This is a genomic window from Psychromicrobium ferritrahens (assembly GCF_043789415.1).
In the GTDB taxonomy this organism is placed as follows: Bacteria; Actinomycetota; Actinomycetes; order Actinomycetales; family Micrococcaceae; genus Renibacterium.
In genome coordinates this window covers 403,297-419,164 of record NZ_JBDLLW010000002.1, presented here as the reverse complement: position 1 = coordinate 419,164, position 15,868 = coordinate 403,297, and the positions used below count along the sequence as shown (strand labels likewise).

Here is a 15,868-nt window from a genome sequence, read left to right as displayed (position 1 = left end):
GATCTGGATCAGCTGGTTTGGGGGAGTGGTCGCGCTCATTACTGCATTGTTTGCGCCGCAGGGATCTATCGCCCTCACGGTGTTCGGCATTGGTGTCACGGTGCTCCTCATCGTGACAACGCAACGTAGGCAGCGTCTTCGAACTCCCGCTGTGTAGTCCAGCAGATACCAACCACTAGATTGCCCTCCCGGCGCAGCATCATGCTGCGCCGGGAGGGCTCCTTTTTGCTCAACGGGACCGATGCCGCTGCTGCTTCGGCCCGGTGCGGAGAGACCGGGCGCAGTCGGCTATGTCTTGGCTGGCCGGCAGAATACCCTCCAACACCTTTCACATTCGACGAAGCAGATTGCCGTGCCGCAGGCGACTATCCCAGGAACCGAGAACGTGGGCGGGTGTGCGCCAGGTGTCGTAGAGCTCCTGAGTGAGCGTGTTGCGCCTATGCACCAGTGCTGGAATGTGCAACAGCGACAGATGAATGTAGGCCATATGCACGGCTGCCGGGGCGAGATCCTCGGCGGTGACGTGCAGCTGTCTCTGCGGGTTGTTCCCGGCGTGGCGCAGCGCCTGGGACGCGGCGATGGCGAATCCGGCTGCTCCGCAGGCCGGCTCGTAGAGCGTTGCCCAACCGGTCTCATTTATCTGTGCGGTCAGACCGCCGAGCTGAAGTTCGGCCATGAACTTGGCGACGTCATATGGCGTGAAGAACTGACCCATTCGCTTGTTGCCAAGGCCCAGGTCCATATAGAGATGGCCCAGAACATCACAGGGCTCGCGTTCCATTTCCAGCGTGACGAGCGCCAGTGCGTGGCCGAAGCGATCAAGCTCTGACCTGTCGTACTGGTCGGCAATGCGCAGGTACTGGAACTCACGCTCGTCGTGGTCGAGCCGGTCGACAGCATTGCGGATCGACAGTGCCGACATCTCGACGAAGTCGTCGAAGACCTGACTGAGTCTCTTCTCTCGTGCGTTTGCCTCGAGAAGCTTCATGATCCCTGGATAGTCGCTCATCAGCTGTGCGCAGCCAAGGTCTTGTGCTCAGGGTTAGTCATCGTTCTTCAGCCCTTCGTCGTCTCATTGCTTCCGGGGGAGAGCGTTAGGCTCTCTCGCTCCTTATAGATCTCGTAGAGCGTCCAGCCGGTACCATCGACCTGCAAGAACGCCAGAAGTGCTTGGTCGATGTCGATCATTTCGGCGGACACCAGTGCCAGCTGTGCTTCGAGCCAGGTCTTCATGACCCGCCAGGCCACCCGCTCGGCCTGAGTACGGCTCGTGCGCTCGGCCTTGCTACCGGACTTCAGGAGGCCTGCTGCGTCTTCGGCGGCCAAGAGACGCTGCATGTGATCGACACTGGCCGGAAGCGAGAAAGCCCTCAGTCCGTGCGGTGTTCCCAGTGCGAAGTCAAGTGAGCTGGGAACACCAGAGGAGTCGTGGTCGACGCTGATCCGGCGTGCCCCGTGCCCGGCCAGGAGTGCCTGCATTTCGGCGACGGTCTGTGCAGCCGAGATCTTCGTCGTGTAGTTGACCGGCGCTGCCATCAGGAGTCATCCGACTTTGTGCTGCGTCGATCAAACAGCACCAAATCGAGAAACCCTTCGGTGACAGGATCTTGCTCAATCCCTGAAGACAAACTGGTGGTCCAGGATTCGACCAAATCAAGTTCATGATCTATGTCGACCTCTCGAAAACTACGCTCTATTTCGTCAGCATTCTCGCCGAATCCGTTGTCTGTACTCATTTCATTCCCTTCTTCTGCTTCTGTGAGTCCGCGACGCGCTACTCGACGTAGCGATCGAGCAGCTCGGGTTCGACATGATCGACGCTGTCCAGCAGGTCGTACACCTCTTTTGCCGGGAACGTGGTCGAGTACGTGGTGATGCGTTTGTCCAGCAGGCGCTTTACGCGGCTCAGTGGAAGGTTGTCCATTAGCCCTAGAATGGCCTGCAGTAGCTCCCGGCGGTCATCAGCGGCCGTGCTCATTGTGTTCGCTCTTCGTCATCGACCGGGAGTAACTCGCTGAAGCCGCGCATCGTCCAGTCGCCGGTCAGGACGTCGACCACCATAGAGTTGGCATCCGCCGGTGCATCAGAGTCGTATGCCTCGAAGACATAGACGCGCGGCGGCACGCCGTCGTCCTCACGCAGGTGTATCTGGAACCCGGGCTTGATGCCCTGATTCACGGAGTCTTCTGAGGCAATGCTGACTGCCTCGTTCGCCGCACCAGCATCTCCGGATCGTGCCGAGAGCCAGCGCTTGAAGGAGTGACGAATCGCCTCATCCCAGATCTCTACGGCCGTTTCATCGAGACGGATCATCCCGCCCAGGCGCAAGGATTCAGACCGGAGGTGCACAGTCTTGATTCCCTCTCGGACGAAGTCGAGCACGATCTCATCCGACAACTCCATACTGCGGCTGATCGCTTCAACTTCAGACTGTGCGGCTGCATCAGACATTGTGCCCATCACGCCATCACCTTCATGCTCTTGTCTACTGACGCAGCCACTTTGTCGGCTCTTTGCTGGGCGGCATTCGCCGCAAGATACAGGCCCTCCCGGTTGAGGTGGCGCGAGTAGCTCGCGTCGAGGTAGAGCACCGGGATCGACCCCGCAACCTTCTGCAGGATCGGACGCAGCTGCTCCTTGATAGGACCAGAGCCGCCGCCATAGACGAAGATGACCTCAGTCGTGCCGCCGACCTGAACGAGCACGTCCTCAAAGCGTGCGCCGATCTCGTCGCAGAGATAGCCTGCCTCCTCGTCGACGTAGCTCGAAGCGCTGTCATGACGGACTCGGGTGAGCGCGTTCGGTTCCTGCTGCAAAAAGTCCGCCAGTGCCTTGCGATTCTGCCAGTTCAAGTTCTTGTCCCCGCTGGAGCTCATGCGATCCAGGGCGTTAGTCAACGCGGTACCATAGCCTGAATCCAAGGTCACAGCGGCTTCCGGGTTGAACGCGCCGTCGGTGAAGACGGGGAAGTTCACGGTTCCCTCACCGACATCGACGCCGATGGTGTTGCGAACACCGACCAGCAGATCAGCCGTGACGCCCTCTAGGCGCGCAGCCTCCGCCGGATCTGAGGTACACAAGTCATCGAGCAGGGCCTGTGCCAGGAGTGCGCCCTTGTCGGTGATCGCAAACTGAGCAGATGCACCTTCCGGGAGCACCTGCACGTCCTCGAACGTCAGCCTGACCGTCACCGGTGTGTTGAAGTTCTTGATCGTCACCAGGTGCACGGTGGGATCTGCACTGCCGAGCGCACCGAGGAACCGCGCAGCAAAAGAGCTCCTGCGCTGGACGTACTCTGCGATCGGTAGCGCCAGGCCGGCACGTACGGAGACTCGAAGCTCCCCGTTGGGAATTGCGCCGTGCTCTCGGACGTGATCGCGCAGTGCCTTCGCGGCGAAGACGCCGAGCACCAGCACGAAGGCGAGCTCCTGATCGGTTTTCGAGCGCGTGCCGATAACTTCGAACTGCGTGAACTTCGAACCAGGAGCACTGAGTGCGCCGCGGCCGAAGGTGCGCAGATCCGAGCGACTCACCAGTGGCGTCGCGAATGAACACGCAAGATGGTTGAAGAAATCGCCCTCAACGACCAGCCTCGTGGCATCTGCGTCCGCGTCGGGTACCAAAGGAGTAGCGCGGGAGTTGCTGACGACCGCAGAGGGCAGATCGATCGTGTCGAACACTGCTTCGCCGCAGACGGAGCCGCGGATGATGCCCTTGACGTAGCCGTTGCCGACGTCGATGCCGCCAGTGAGCCGGATGGGAGTGTCGTTCTTGCTCATGGTCTCGTTGAACCTCTCAGTAGGTGAAGTAGATGGAATCGGTGGGGGCGATCGCATTGTCACATGGTCAGGAAGGCCTCCAGACCCTCAGGGATACCTTTGGTCTGCGAGGTCCTCGGAGCCAGAGCTCCCTCTTCGATCTGCGCTTCGACGTCGGGGAGCGGAGCCTCGGTGCCGTCGTCGAAAGCCTCGGGCTCCGCGATCCGAGCGGGACTCGCAGCGCGCTGGGCCGGAGTCCTGTGGACTTGCTCTTCCATCGCCTGGGCTTCTGGTGGCGGAGTGTTACTCTGCTCGTCTGCCTCGCCCTGCGGGGGTCGTCCGCGTCGGGGCAGCTGCTCGACGGGTTTGTTGATCACGTCGATATAGCCGTCTCGCGCGATCGACTCACGAACAAGCATCCGCATTGAGGCGGAGGCGTTGTCCTGCAGATCGAGCCACGCCAGCACTGATTCATCGACTGCGGGGACCGTCAGCCGCACGCGCCGTGGCTCGGGCTTACGCTTTGCTGCCATGAGCGGCACTCCTGTCGCACATCGTGTTCATCTCTCTCCTCGAAGTCCTCTGGGAAGCAGTCGATTCACCAGTCGATCACTTTAAACGTTTATTGCACACCCATTCTAATTATCATTCATAACTATTAGCAAGATCATTTGAATCATAATTCTGGTTCATTGTGGCCGGATTAGATACGAGACCAGATCGGTGCCGGCAGTGAGGTCAGGTACACGTCCTGGATGATCTGCACCCATAAAGAAGCCATAGCCGGGTCTACCGCAGCCATCGATGCACCCGGACGATGAAGGGGGCATCTCCGGTTGATTATTGGACGCATCCGGCAGCTATTTGCCGCCTACTTCGCCCGGTGGTGGGCTGACTCGAAAATGCTGGTCATTCGCGGCGCTGTGCTGGGCAGACCCCGGCCGCGAATGCGCCAACTCGTAGCTGGAATGGAGCCTTGGGCTGCGAATCGATGCCTACGGCGAGCTGAAGGCTTAGAAACGGCAACGTCGCACCCGGGTGTGAGCTATCCTGTGCCGGATAAGACCGGCAGTTTCCCATGGATGGCTCGACTCGTCGCTATGACTAATCAGCTTCGTTACGTGAAAACAGCCTCGATCACATACCGCCGGCGGCGCTGATACGAGTTCTTGAGGGCTCAAGCGAGGGGTCTAGGGCAGGATGCGATCCGATCGGCCGGAGACCTGCACACAGAGGTTGATCGGGCTAAGCTCGACGCATGTAGTCCGCTGCGCCAAGGCGGAAACAAGGAAGCGATGACGCGTAGGAGCGCACTGCTTCCTCCCTGGCGCAGCTGGAAGACGCCCCTGTGGCCGTTCAGATTGGCATGCCGTTGCATGGAGGAACCGAGGACAGAGCAGAGGCGCTTGAGAGTGGGCAGCTCTCTCTTTCTGATGCGCCAACGACTGCTGTACGGACGGGTCGCATGCTGTACAGGTCGTCCTATCGGACGGCGCGACCCCACCTCTGGCGCAGTGCTACAAGCGCTGCCTCATAGTGGGCGAAGCAGCGCAGACGAACCACGGAGACAGAGGACGGTACCTAAGCGCAGACTCCCCGGCGACACGGCTCGCACAGCTCGCCAGGCAAAGGGATCAGATGCCGGGGAACCACGATGGCACCCAGGCGGAACAGATGGTCCAGCGGCGCTGGAACGAGGTGAAGTACCAGCCGCTTCGCGGCGCAGCGAGAGGTCGTTTCGCAGCGTTGTCCACAGCCGCAATGAAGGGCGGAGCCGCGAGCGGCACGGCTGTGACGGCACGCCCGCTGGGCCTCGGCACTGCGTGCCAGCGGGTGCTGCAGCGCCCAGGGGAACAGACCCGTTCCGAGGGGGAGAAGGATCGTCGCTTGTTCCTCACGACGCCACGAACGGGCATTCGTACGGCGGTGCCAAGAGGCACCAGAAGAGCGAACAACCAAAATGGCCAGATAGCAGGGGAGAAGCACCGGTTCGTACACTCGCTCCGCGAAATGTGTGACGATCTCCGAACCGGTACGTACCAACGAGTTCCCCTGATAAACATACGTTCCAGACCTCCGCTAACGCTCCGGCCGTGGAACAGCGGCTGAAAAGGAAAAGGGCATAAGCAAACCTGGCAACACGTGTCCTGCGGACCCTCGCTACGCTCGGCCTCTCCGCTACGCTTCGTGGACGTGTTGGTCGGCATAGCCGACGGGTTTGTCCCGGTCGCTGGCGCTCCCTGACCTCGCTTCGCTCGGCATGCCCACTCGCTTCGCTCAGAGAAGAGGAGCCGCTGCGCTCGTCGCCCGGTATCCACAGGTAGACGCCCTGACTGGCGCACCAATGAAGCGTGGGGGCGACGACCGCTGAACCTGCGGTGGACGGCTCAGAGCCAGCAGAGCTGGCACGGGAGGAAACAGGAGTCAGGGAAGTCCTCTGGCCCCTGTGCATTTCATGCGGCTTCGAAGCGCGACAACGCGCACGAGTCCCGGCAACGCACGGTGCATCACCTTCCATCCGTTTCGCCCAACCCACAGCCAAGGAGCACTCATGTCTGAGACCTCCACCGACCAGACCCCCGTCGCGGCATCCGAGGAGTTCATCCGCGGTGTCAAAGCTGCAGCCGAGCCGATGCGCCTCTACTTCCTGGACGAGAACGAAGGCCCGATCTACGACGTCTCCTCTAAGGAGCTTCAGTACCACGCCGATGGTGCGGTCGCCGATGCGCTCAGCGACGAAAGGCTGAGACTCGAACACGCCCAGGCGAGTGGCGACCACACAGCTGCGTTGCACTCCGCGATACAGCTCGAGCGCACCATCGATCAGCCTCAGCTTGACCGTCCCGACTGCGCACCCACGCTCATTCAGCGAATCATTCCTGAAATCATTCCCATCAAGAGGTAGGACTATCCGCATGACCGCCCACCAGAGCACCACCCAGCCTTCGCTGAGCCCCTACGACACCGGAGTCCGCCTCGAACCGCGCAATTGGTTGCCCTATGGCACGACCGTCGCTGACACCACACCGGTCGAGAACTTCGGCAAGGTCGACTTCAACGATGACGCGGGGGAGACCACAGCGGTCGCCTACATCGAGCGCGAAGACGGGAAATACACGATGCACGTCACGCCGCTATGCGAGGGGCGGGACCTGCGCGTTGTGCTGCATGCCGAAGACGGCGAGTTCGTCCTCACCCGTGACGGCGCTGCTGATGCACGAACGGCTCGCTAAGATGACGGACACATTAACCGAACTCAAAGAAGGCGTCATCGTCGACGTCGACGGCACGCTCTGCGATGTCTCAGGAATCCGGCACTACCTGCTCAATGACCCAAAGCGCCGGAACTTCGAGAAGTTCCACAAAGCCTCCGCGCTCTGTCCTCCGATCCCGGACACCTTGAACTGGGTGCACGAACATCTTGCTGCCGGAAAGGTAGTGTTCGTAGTGACGGCCCGCAAGCGGCGTTGGGAATACCTGACCAGGCAGTGGCTTCGTAAATGGGAGATATCATACGATTTCCTGCTGATGCGAGCAGACGCCGATGACCGACGGGATGACCTGGTCAAAGCCGACATCCTCGCGGCCATCAGGGCCGCTGGATTCATCGTGACCGCTGCTATCGATGACAACCCCGGTGTGATCGCGCTCTGGGAGGCCGAAGGTATTCCCGTCACTGTTGTCCCCGGGTGGTCCGAGCCGGACACCGAGACCGCTACCGACACATCAACTAAGAAGAAGATCTTCTAACGTCCAGCAAGTTTCTATATAGACGAAGCTCCAAGACTTGCCGGTGTAGAGCGCCGACGAGAACAACCAGCAGTGGCTCGTCGCTCTCTGCACAGCGCAGCTATTGACGCAATCTGATCAGAACGGAGCCCCCAGACCGACCTGACGGCCAAGTATTCACACGTCCTCCTCATGACTGGAGCTCGCAGTTGGGTCGACGAGCATGACCAAGCCGCTACTAAGCTAGGGGGCTGCTCGCAACGGTGCTGATGCCATGGTAGAGCGCCTCTTCAGGAGTGAACGCTTCGACGTACTGACCGTCCCCGCCGACTGGACCATGCACGGCAAAATGGCCGACATTCTGCTCAAACAGCAGATTGTCGATCTAGCTGTTGACCTTCTGTGTTGGGGAAGTGAAGTGCTCTGCATGACGTTCCTCGATCTGTGTCGAGATTCCAAGTGCACGTGGTCCCGCCACGAACAGCTCATGCCGCACATCCCGGGACACTTCTCGCATGGCACCATTCACTGCCGAACGCAGGTCATTCGAGCCGGACTTGAAACCGTGAATGTGATCCAATCATCGCTCTCACGCTTCTGACACCCCAAGCACAACAAAAAGAGCTCCGCTGCTAAACCGGCATTGGGGCTCTTGAAATGAGAATTAGGCGAGCCGCCGATGACTATATGGTGCGTGTAATGCCATGTGCCTTGTCGTAAGCGGCCTGAAGCTCATTGGGAATGCGACCGTACGGAGAGAAGTGGAAACCATTCTCAAGACCCCATGCGCGGATCGCTACACGTTCCGCCGGAGTCATTGTAGGAACCGTCTTCCGTGGCTGCCGTGGCTCCGGTATCGTCTCCCGACTGACAGCGACATACGATTCCAATGCCGCCTCGAGCGCCTGTCGCTCGTCATCTGTCAGATCGACTTCGTACCACTTATCACCGAATCCAAAGGTGACTCGCTCGGCATCCCGTCGACCACTAAGGTCCGATTCGATTACTTTTTTTGTTGCCATACCACTGAGGTTAACTCATCGAATAGTCCATTGGAAAGCCCATTCGACTGCAAAGCCTCACAAATGACTATAAGATCTGCTGTGTCAGCATATTTGACTACTAAATGCTGTGAAAAACGCAGCGTTGTACCACTGTGACCAGCTAAGGACACCATGAACACGAAAACCACTCTGCCCAACGCTGCGCGCCAGTGGCGAGCCGATGAAACTGAAACCGCGGCGGACCTGTTCGACTTACTCTGCCAGCGCCGGGGTTGGAGTGAGGAGTACCTTATCGCGATCGACTCCAGCGAGCACGCGGTGCTCAAAGACCTCGACACGATGGTGGCAGCACTCGAGGAGATCCTCCGCAGTGAGGGCACAATCACGATCGCCCCAGACTTCGACATGGACGGCATCTCCTCAGGGGTGCTCGGCTACGCAGGTCTCAAGGAGCTCGGCTTCAACGTCAACCTCCATATCCCCGACTACAGGCGGGGTCATGACTTGACGCCTGAAGACATCACCGAGATCAATACACGCTTCCCAGACACCACCGCACTGCTCACCTGCGACGGAGGTGTGAACTCTCACTCCGGCATTGGTGCGGCACGGATGCTCGGCTGGCAGACCCTCGTCACTGACCATCATCAAGAGCTCGAACCAGGAAGCCAGGCCGATATCACCGTCGACCCCTGTCGGCTAGACGAGACCTACGCGCTGCGCGGGATATGTGGAGCGCACGTGCTTTATCAAATCCTCGAGGCCTACGCTGCGACCCATCAACCCTTCAAGCTCTGGGCGATCCGATTGCTGCGTCTGTTTGCAGGCCTCGGAACCGTCTCCGATGTCATGCCGGTGCTCTTTGAGAACCGGCGGCTTGTGCGCGACTCGCTTTCGATCGCACGGCTGCTGCACGTCTCCGCGCCAAAGACGATCCCGAACCTCTGGGGAGGACTGGACTCAGACCCCGATGCTATCGACATTCCTCGGGCGATGCTCTTGCAACTACTTGCCACCGAGGACCACGACCCAGCTTACGTCGCTGCACTCGAGGGTTTCGCCGTGCTCCTGAAAGCATTCGCCCAGACAGGTAAAATCCGCGACATCGACAGTGTGAACGAAGGGTTCTATGGCTTCTATCTCGCGCCGGCAATGAACAGCCCGCGGCGTACTGGATACCCGATCGACGACTGCTTTGCAGTGTTCACCGCACCGAACATTACTGAGCGGCTTGCGGCTATGCATCGGATCATTGAGAACAATGAACGCCGCAAGGAGCTCACCACCCTGTACCTGGCGGAGCTTGTTAATGGCGACCAGCCATTGGCACCTTGGGTGTACTTCTCGGCAGCCCCAGGTGGCATGTACGGTCTGCTCGCCAACCAGATGATGGAGCAGCTCGGTCACCCGGTCGTGGTGGTGAACCGGCCAACGACTCCGGAGGAGCCTGTCAGCGGCTCCGGTCGTGCTCCCGGATGGTTCGACATCATCACCACACTCGACGGCTACGACGAACTGTACGCAATCGGTCACCAGCAGGCCTGTGGAGTAAAGCTGCGTTCGGCGCAGGCTCTCGAGCAGCTTGTCTCAATTCTCGAGGAGAGCACTCGAGTCGCGATGCTTACCGCCGGTGATACGATGCGCCCGACCGGTGACCTTGTGCTCGGCGCTGCATCTGATTGCGATGCTCCGCTCGACGACACGGAACCGCTGGTCGAGCTCGTGCGCCGGGTCGAGACTCTCCGACCTTTCGGACACGAGTTCACCGAACCTGTCGTCGAGATCGTGCTTGACGGGTTCGCAGTAAAGGCGATCGGCTCCCAGAAACAGCACCTGAGACTCACCACGGCAACTGGTCTCGCATGCCTGTGGTGGAATGCCGCCGAAGCACAGTTCAAGCGGCTCACCAAGATTGCAGAGGACACGACGGCCCAGCCGACACGCTTCCTCGCAAAACTGCAACTCAACGTGTTCCTGGGGGAGACACGCCTCCAGGCCATTATCGAAAGGTCAATCTGATGTCGAACACGATACGTTCCCAGGAGGATGGCTGGGGAGCAGTGCTGCGCCGGGGGATGGTGGGCACCAGATGGTGCCTACTCGTCCCGGTCGTGGTGCTCGGTGGCTACCTCGTTCTCGTGTTGCTCTGCTCAACCTGGGTTACCAGCCCGGTCCTCGCGGGCACGATCGCGGGCGTGGTCGTCATGATCATATTCGGCAGCGCGCGTCTGCTCCGGTCCACGTGGCTAAGCTTCAAACACGAGGTCCTACCGGCGACTGCCACACCTCTGTTCTGGCCTTGGACGGTATTCACTGCGGTGCTGATGTTCCTGGCCGGACAGGCAGCCGCAGCATGGATCTACGCGCATCTCGGTTCAACGGGATTTGACCAGCATGTCCAAACTCAGCAGTCATCAGGCTTCGTGCTGAGTCTGTTGGTTTCTCTGCTCGTCGCCCCGGTCGTCGAGGAAACACTATTCCGCGGCATCCTGTACCCGATACTGCGCAAGAAGGTGGGGGTTGTGGTTGCCGCAATGTTCAGCTCATTGCTATTTGCCGCCATGCACGGCAATGCTGTTCAGGCTGTGGCCGTGATTCCCCTAGGGCTCTTGCTCGCGCTGGTCGCAGAACGGACACACAGGATCTGGCCCTGTGCAGTATTACACCTGGCCTATAACTTTGCCGCCATGATGTTTCCGCAGCCGGCAATCCAGACGATGTCGACACCACCGTGCATCGGACTCTTCAGCGCAGCCTGGGCGGCCCTCTTTGTGCTATTGACCCGTCAGGTCCTGTTCGCCGAGTTCGCCGATTTGCCCGGTGAACCGCCAGCAGGGGTTGAGGCGGAGTAGCTCGACGGAAGAGCAGGAGTAAACCCGGACGTTGCCCAGCACAGCCTGGGGCGACGTCCGGGTTACTTGTGCCCGGGTGACCGGGGTATACCGGTCACCGGGAGTGGCTGAAAGAGGTGCTCAAGGGGGCCCCTGGAAACACAGACAACAGTAAAGGAGTTGATCATCATGGCCGTCATCGAACGCATCACATACACCGACAACGGTCAGATCAAGACCCCTGACTTACTGGCGACCCTCCGGGCGAAATCCCGGCTGGCCTTCCCGAGTGCAAAGTTCTTCCCGACCTTCGACATCGGCTACGCCCACGTCTTCCGTATCTCTGCCCACGGCCTGACCTTTGACGAAGCCCAGCGCAACGCCAAGCATAAGCTGGACCGCTTCCAGAATAAGATGCGCATAGTCGAGGGCTTTTGCGAGACCAATGTCAATAAAATCGAGGACTACATTCGCACCAACCAGAACTTCAAGGTCATCTACACCATCATGTACATGATCTTGCAGACTGGCTCTGGTACTCAGAATCCCGATTCCCCGTATCCGGAATACCAGCTGGACCTCACGAAGCTGCAGTTCTCGCCCGAGACAGCCGCTGTGCTATCCGTACAGTGAACCGCATCGCATTCAGCACCCACAGAGGATACGCAGAAGGACCAGAGCTTTCCCTTCCCACGGGGAGTGTCGCTCTGGTCCTTCTGTTTTTACGTTTCCATTCGGCAAACACCGGGACGACTACTAAAATCGCCTATCACACACATGAAACACTAGCAGAGTGAAAGGTCACTTCACAAGCTGAAACCACCATTGAAACTTCCTATCGAAAGCGACTTTGAATCATGAGTACCAACGACTCCGACCAACCCCAGTCCGAGCAGATCCATGACGCTGGCAACCAGATGCACCGGGTATCCAAGCAGCTCGTCGATGAGTCCAGCAATTTCGCCACAGGTGCCAAGGACTACCTCAATGCCCACATAGCACCGGCCGTCAAGAATACCGCGCGCTCGGCACGGAAGCGGATCGACGCACAGACCCGCGAGGTTGGCGGCCCACTGGCCCTGATCAAGCGTTATGCGCCCAAGACCATCCCGATCGCCGCACTGGTCGCGATTATGGGGCTCTACCTCCCAATCGCCTCGTTCCACGGCTACGGGCTCAGCTACATAGATGCTGGTTCGGACGGAAAAATCCTGCTCGTCCTCTCGATCCTCACAGGCCTGCTGAACTACTTAGTAAAGCCCAGCAACACGTGTCTGCGGTTGGCTGCTGGTATTAGTGCAGGATGCGTCGGCCTCAGCGCACTACTCGATGGCTTAGGAAACTTCGTTGCGATCGGCCCGTCGTTCGGCTCGGTCTTCCTCAGCCTTGCGGGCTTAGCGCTCGTGACTGCCGGTATGCTAACTCTGATCAACAAGCCGGGAGAACGCGCGGACGCCTCCGAATAACACCCATCAGCCCCAACTAGACCAGATCCGATGATTCGTTGGATACTTTGCCCGTCCGCGTCTGATGCTTGTGTATCAGGGTCTGTATCAAAACAGTGCACCCGCTGTGATACACGTGGTTTCCCAAGTCGCGACTAAGAGTCGGACCAGAGAGTACAAATACCTGCATCAAGGCCTTGATGCAGGTATTTCCCCAGGTTAGCCAAAGAAAAACGCCCCTTGTATCAAACGTATCAAGAATCAGCGGTTTAATTTCCATGCGTGCACGGGTGTGCGGTATACCACAACCGATCCAAAATGGGCAAGCCACAGGGAGAATCAAGGAGGGATCTCATATGTATAACCTCATTTATTTTGATACCAATGATACAAGCCCCTAAAAACCCTGTCTGACTAGGTAAAACAGGTGTATCAAACCTTCACATCGGTTTGTTACAGACTCGCTTCATGACCCAGCAAAAACCCTGTCTGACCAGGCAAAACAGTATGTATCAGGCGTTTTGATACATACTTCGATCCAAACGGGCAACAGAGGGCCCGCCACCATCGCAGCCCACCTCTCCTGCGACAACGGCTCATTCGAATTGAAACATTCGCTTCGGGCGGCTCACGCCGCCCACGGGTGAACCTCTGTGCTGTCCATTGCTGCTTCGCCACTCCGCTACAGAGGTCTCGATGTAAACAAGCTTCTGCAGCTGTTCCGCCGGATAGGCAGTTCACCCTATGCATCATTCTATTGATACAGGTCGATCTATCGACTCGTAAGTAGATTCATTCTGAATGATTTGTAATAAATGATTGAATTGCCATAGGCTTGCATCACACATTCCATTCAAATACGAGTCCCCTCGGCTTCCCACAACCGCCGCCGGTGCGACTCTCCGCAAGACGGAAAGAGACACGCATGAGCATTCCTGGCATGACTGACGGCTCTCGGGCCCCGGCGAAAGTTGTGCGGTCCTTTGCCGACCTCCAGGTTGATCTTCTCGATTTCTTTGACAACCGCCCCGGCGGAGGCGCTGTTGCAGCCCCGCAGAATCTTATCGTCACCCATGTAACCGACGAATACCTTGCGAGTTTGGATCTTTCTGCACCGCCGGCACCTCGACAGCTCGAGCAGGAGCTTCTTGCCTCTTGCTACGGGATCGTGACAAACGAGAACCTCAAGATCCCCAAGGCCGACGGTGCATACCCAATCCCGAGGCACCTCTCGACCTGGCAGGTCTCGCAGGTTCTCTTACGCCTGCACCACGTCGTGCGTATCGCTCCTACTGATGCCAACACTGACCGCGAATACGACATGCTCGCCATGTACATCAATCAAGGTCCGAGCCGCGGCATCTATACCGCCAGCGAAGACGATTTGCGGACCACAGCCCGGCGTTACAACACCCAGCTCACGACCAATGACTTCAGGGAGGTCGTCGCCGTGCTGCGCGAGGACGCTCCGCGGGTGTACCTGAACTCCCACCGCGATCTCATCGCAGCCAACAACGGCATCGTCTACTATGGCGCAGAGCCCTTAGACACCACAATCGGCGGTAAGCGGTTCCACTTCGAACCGAAAAAGGTCCACCCGTTCGATGCTGCGCTGGTCTTTACCGTCAAAAGTGCTGTCGACTATGTAGAGAACGCACCGAAGGTCAGAATCCCGTATCCCGACTCCGCCGACGGTGAATGGGAAGTAGGCGAGTGGATCCAAAACCTCTTCTACACGGAGGGCGATACAGAATTCAATGCCAGGAACGCCGGCCTGGCAGCCCTCACCTGGGAAGTCCTGGGTGCGCTCGTGCGGCCGCATGTCAACTGGAACAAAACTGCATGGTTCCACTCCGAGCAGGGCAACAATGGCAAGGGCACACTGTGCTCGCTGGGCCGGAACCTACTTGGGTCCGGCGCGCACACTTCGATCCCGATCAAGGACTTCGGCAAGGAGTTCGCGCTCGAGCCTCTCATCAAGTCCAACGCGATTATTGTCGACGAGAACCCGGTGGGGATTTTCGTCGAAGAGGCTGGCAACTACAAGACCGTCGTCACCAACGACACCTTGCAGATCAACCGGAAGCACAGGGTCCCCATAGCCTTCGAGTTCCACGGCTTCATGATCCAGTGCGTCAACGACCTGCCGAAGTTCAAAGACAAGTCTGAATCTTTGTATCGCCGGCAACTGATCCTGCCGTTCACGAAGAGCTTCACGGGAACTGAGAAGCGCTACATCAAGAACGACTTCCTCAAGCGCCGCGAGGTTCTCGAGTATGTACTCTGGTATGTCATCAATTGTGCCGGAGCCGCATTGCCTGGGAGCTATTACGAGCTTTCCGAGCCGCCTGGCACACAGGTCCTGCTCGCCGAATACAAGGAGACGAACGACCCCGTCCGCGCTTTCTGGAACGAGTTCCGTGAACTATTCGTTTGGGACCTGCTACCGTTCTTCTTCCTCTACGACCTGTACCGGGTGTGGTTCACGCGCGTTTCACCCTCAGGCAAGCTCGTCGGCCGCCAGCAGTTCATCACCGACCTGTTCGGCATTGTGCAGAACGACCCGTTGTGGCATTGCAATGACAAGTCCCGCACGCTTCGCCCTGGCACCAAGATGGCTGTCTCCGAGCCGCTCATCGCCGAGTACGAATTGAAGGATTGGTATACACCCGGCTATACCGGAACGGAACCGGCAAAACTCGGCATCCCTCTGCTCAAGCCGAATTATCGAGGCTTGCTGCGCATTGTCCCGCTCGGTGGCACCACGGTACCTGCGGCGTCTTGTCTCAACGGATGACTAACGAACCTCTGGCATGCCAGACTCACCCATCCGCATCACCGACCAGGAGGTCGTTTCCGCCATGTCCCGATTGATTACAGCCATCCAGTCCGTCGCTACAGCCCTGCTTCGTCTCGCTGAGGAGCAGGGCCAGATGGTCGACAGCCAAGCCGAGACCGCGAAGCAGCAGCGGGTGACTAACCTGATCGTCCGATCGCAGGTTGAGCCGGATCAAACCGAGAAGTCCCGCCTGCTCGCCGAAGCACGTTATCGCATGGACGCCCCAAATCGGCGCGGCCTGCGAGACCACAACCCATAATGC

General features: G+C 58.8%; 19 protein-coding genes. 10 read left to right on the top strand and 9 right to left on the bottom strand.

Going from position 1 to position 15,868, the window contains the following annotated elements:
• Positions 1 to 328: 328 nt before the first annotated feature.
• The 8 genes from ABDK06_RS11630 to ABDK06_RS11595 all read right to left on the bottom strand — a co-directional run bounded on the left by ABDK06_RS11630 (position 329) and on the right by ABDK06_RS11595 (position 5,698).
• The gene (locus ABDK06_RS11630) at positions 329 to 988 is read right to left on the bottom strand and encodes an N-6 DNA methylase (protein ID WP_394941188.1); all 660 of its coding nucleotides are present in this window, start codon (positions 986 to 988) and stop codon (positions 329 to 331) included.
• Positions 989 to 1,056: 68 nt separating this feature from the next.
• Positions 1,057 to 1,536, bottom strand: coding sequence for a hypothetical protein (locus ABDK06_RS11625; protein ID WP_394941187.1), 480 nt, complete (start codon positions 1,534 to 1,536; stop codon positions 1,057 to 1,059).
• The gene (locus tag ABDK06_RS11620) at positions 1,536 to 1,736 is read right to left on the bottom strand and encodes a hypothetical protein (RefSeq protein WP_394941186.1); all 201 of its coding nucleotides are present in this window, start codon (positions 1,734 to 1,736) and stop codon (positions 1,536 to 1,538) included. The genes ABDK06_RS11625 and ABDK06_RS11620 overlap by 1 nt, the downstream gene beginning before the upstream one ends.
• 38 nt (positions 1,737 to 1,774) lie before the next feature.
• On the bottom strand, positions 1,775 to 1,978 hold the full coding sequence (locus tag ABDK06_RS11615; RefSeq protein ID WP_394941185.1) for a hypothetical protein: 204 nt from the start codon (positions 1,976 to 1,978) through the stop codon (positions 1,775 to 1,777).
• Positions 1,975 to 2,460: a hypothetical protein gene (locus tag ABDK06_RS11610; protein ID WP_394941184.1), complete on the bottom strand. Its 486-nt coding sequence runs from the start codon at positions 2,458 to 2,460 to the stop codon at positions 1,975 to 1,977. The genes ABDK06_RS11615 and ABDK06_RS11610 overlap by 4 nt, the downstream gene beginning before the upstream one ends.
• Positions 2,460 to 3,779, bottom strand: coding sequence for a hypothetical protein (locus ABDK06_RS11605; RefSeq protein ID WP_394941183.1), 1,320 nt, complete (start codon positions 3,777 to 3,779; stop codon positions 2,460 to 2,462). Before ABDK06_RS11605 ends, ABDK06_RS11610 begins: the two co-directional genes overlap by 1 nt.
• Positions 3,780 to 3,838: 59 nt before the next feature.
• Positions 3,839 to 4,291 carry a hypothetical protein gene (locus tag ABDK06_RS11600; protein WP_394941182.1) on the bottom strand — a complete coding sequence of 151 codons (453 nt, stop codon included), beginning with the start codon at positions 4,289 to 4,291 and terminating at the stop codon, positions 3,839 to 3,841.
• Positions 4,292 to 5,392: 1,101 nt separating this feature from the next.
• On the bottom strand, positions 5,393 to 5,698 hold the full coding sequence (locus ABDK06_RS11595) for a hypothetical protein (RefSeq protein WP_394941181.1): 306 nt from the start codon (positions 5,696 to 5,698) through the stop codon (positions 5,393 to 5,395).
• A 611-nt stretch (positions 5,699 to 6,309) separates the two neighbouring features.
• Between ABDK06_RS11595 and ABDK06_RS11590 the strand changes: the two genes are divergently transcribed.
• From ABDK06_RS11590 to ABDK06_RS11575, 4 genes are all read left to right on the top strand, one after another.
• Positions 6,310 to 6,663, top strand: a complete 354-nt coding sequence (locus tag ABDK06_RS11590) for a hypothetical protein (protein WP_394941180.1) — start codon at positions 6,310 to 6,312, stop codon at positions 6,661 to 6,663.
• Between the two features lie 10 nt (positions 6,664 to 6,673).
• A complete protein-coding gene (locus ABDK06_RS11585; protein WP_394941179.1) occupies positions 6,674 to 6,991 on the top strand; it encodes a hypothetical protein in 318 nt (105 codons plus the stop codon).
• A gap of 1 nt (position 6,992) precedes the next feature.
• Positions 6,993 to 7,508 (top strand): phosphatase domain-containing protein, encoded by a 516-nt coding sequence (locus tag ABDK06_RS11580; RefSeq protein WP_394941178.1) that lies wholly within the window; start codon positions 6,993 to 6,995, stop codon positions 7,506 to 7,508.
• 253 nt (positions 7,509 to 7,761) lie between these two features.
• On the top strand, positions 7,762 to 8,088 hold the full coding sequence (locus tag ABDK06_RS11575; protein ID WP_394941177.1) for a hypothetical protein: 327 nt from the start codon (positions 7,762 to 7,764) through the stop codon (positions 8,086 to 8,088).
• An 82-nt stretch (positions 8,089 to 8,170) separates the two neighbouring features.
• On the opposite strand, the gene ABDK06_RS11570 is transcribed toward ABDK06_RS11575, so the two are convergent.
• Positions 8,171 to 8,509 (bottom strand): Lsr2 dimerization domain-containing protein, encoded by a 339-nt coding sequence (locus ABDK06_RS11570; protein WP_394941176.1) that lies wholly within the window; start codon positions 8,507 to 8,509, stop codon positions 8,171 to 8,173.
• A 153-nt stretch (positions 8,510 to 8,662) separates the two neighbouring features.
• Between ABDK06_RS11570 and ABDK06_RS11565 the strand changes: the two genes are divergently transcribed.
• The 6 genes from ABDK06_RS11565 (at position 8,663) to ABDK06_RS11540 (ending at position 15,865) form a co-directional block, all read left to right on the top strand.
• Entirely contained in the window at positions 8,663 to 10,510 is a 1,848-nt protein-coding gene (locus ABDK06_RS11565) for a DHH family phosphoesterase (protein WP_394941175.1), read from the top strand.
• Positions 10,510 to 11,343 (top strand): CPBP family intramembrane glutamic endopeptidase, encoded by an 834-nt coding sequence (locus tag ABDK06_RS11560; RefSeq protein ID WP_394941174.1) that lies wholly within the window; start codon positions 10,510 to 10,512, stop codon positions 11,341 to 11,343. Before ABDK06_RS11565 ends, ABDK06_RS11560 begins: the two co-directional genes overlap by 1 nt.
• Before the next feature lie 168 nt (positions 11,344 to 11,511).
• Complete coding sequence (locus ABDK06_RS11555; RefSeq protein ID WP_394941173.1) at positions 11,512 to 11,955, top strand: hypothetical protein; 444 nt, start codon at positions 11,512 to 11,514, stop codon at positions 11,953 to 11,955.
• Between the two features lie 224 nt (positions 11,956 to 12,179).
• The gene (locus ABDK06_RS11550; RefSeq protein ID WP_394941172.1) at positions 12,180 to 12,788 is read left to right on the top strand and encodes a hypothetical protein; all 609 of its coding nucleotides are present in this window, start codon (positions 12,180 to 12,182) and stop codon (positions 12,786 to 12,788) included.
• Positions 12,789 to 13,692: 904 nt separating this feature from the next.
• Complete coding sequence (locus ABDK06_RS11545; protein WP_394941171.1) at positions 13,693 to 15,564, top strand: phage/plasmid primase, P4 family; 1,872 nt, start codon at positions 13,693 to 13,695, stop codon at positions 15,562 to 15,564.
• A gap of 64 nt (positions 15,565 to 15,628) precedes the next feature.
• Positions 15,629 to 15,865, top strand: a complete 237-nt coding sequence (locus tag ABDK06_RS11540) for a hypothetical protein (protein WP_394941170.1) — start codon at positions 15,629 to 15,631, stop codon at positions 15,863 to 15,865.
• The last annotated feature ends 3 nt before the right edge of the window (positions 15,866 to 15,868 follow it).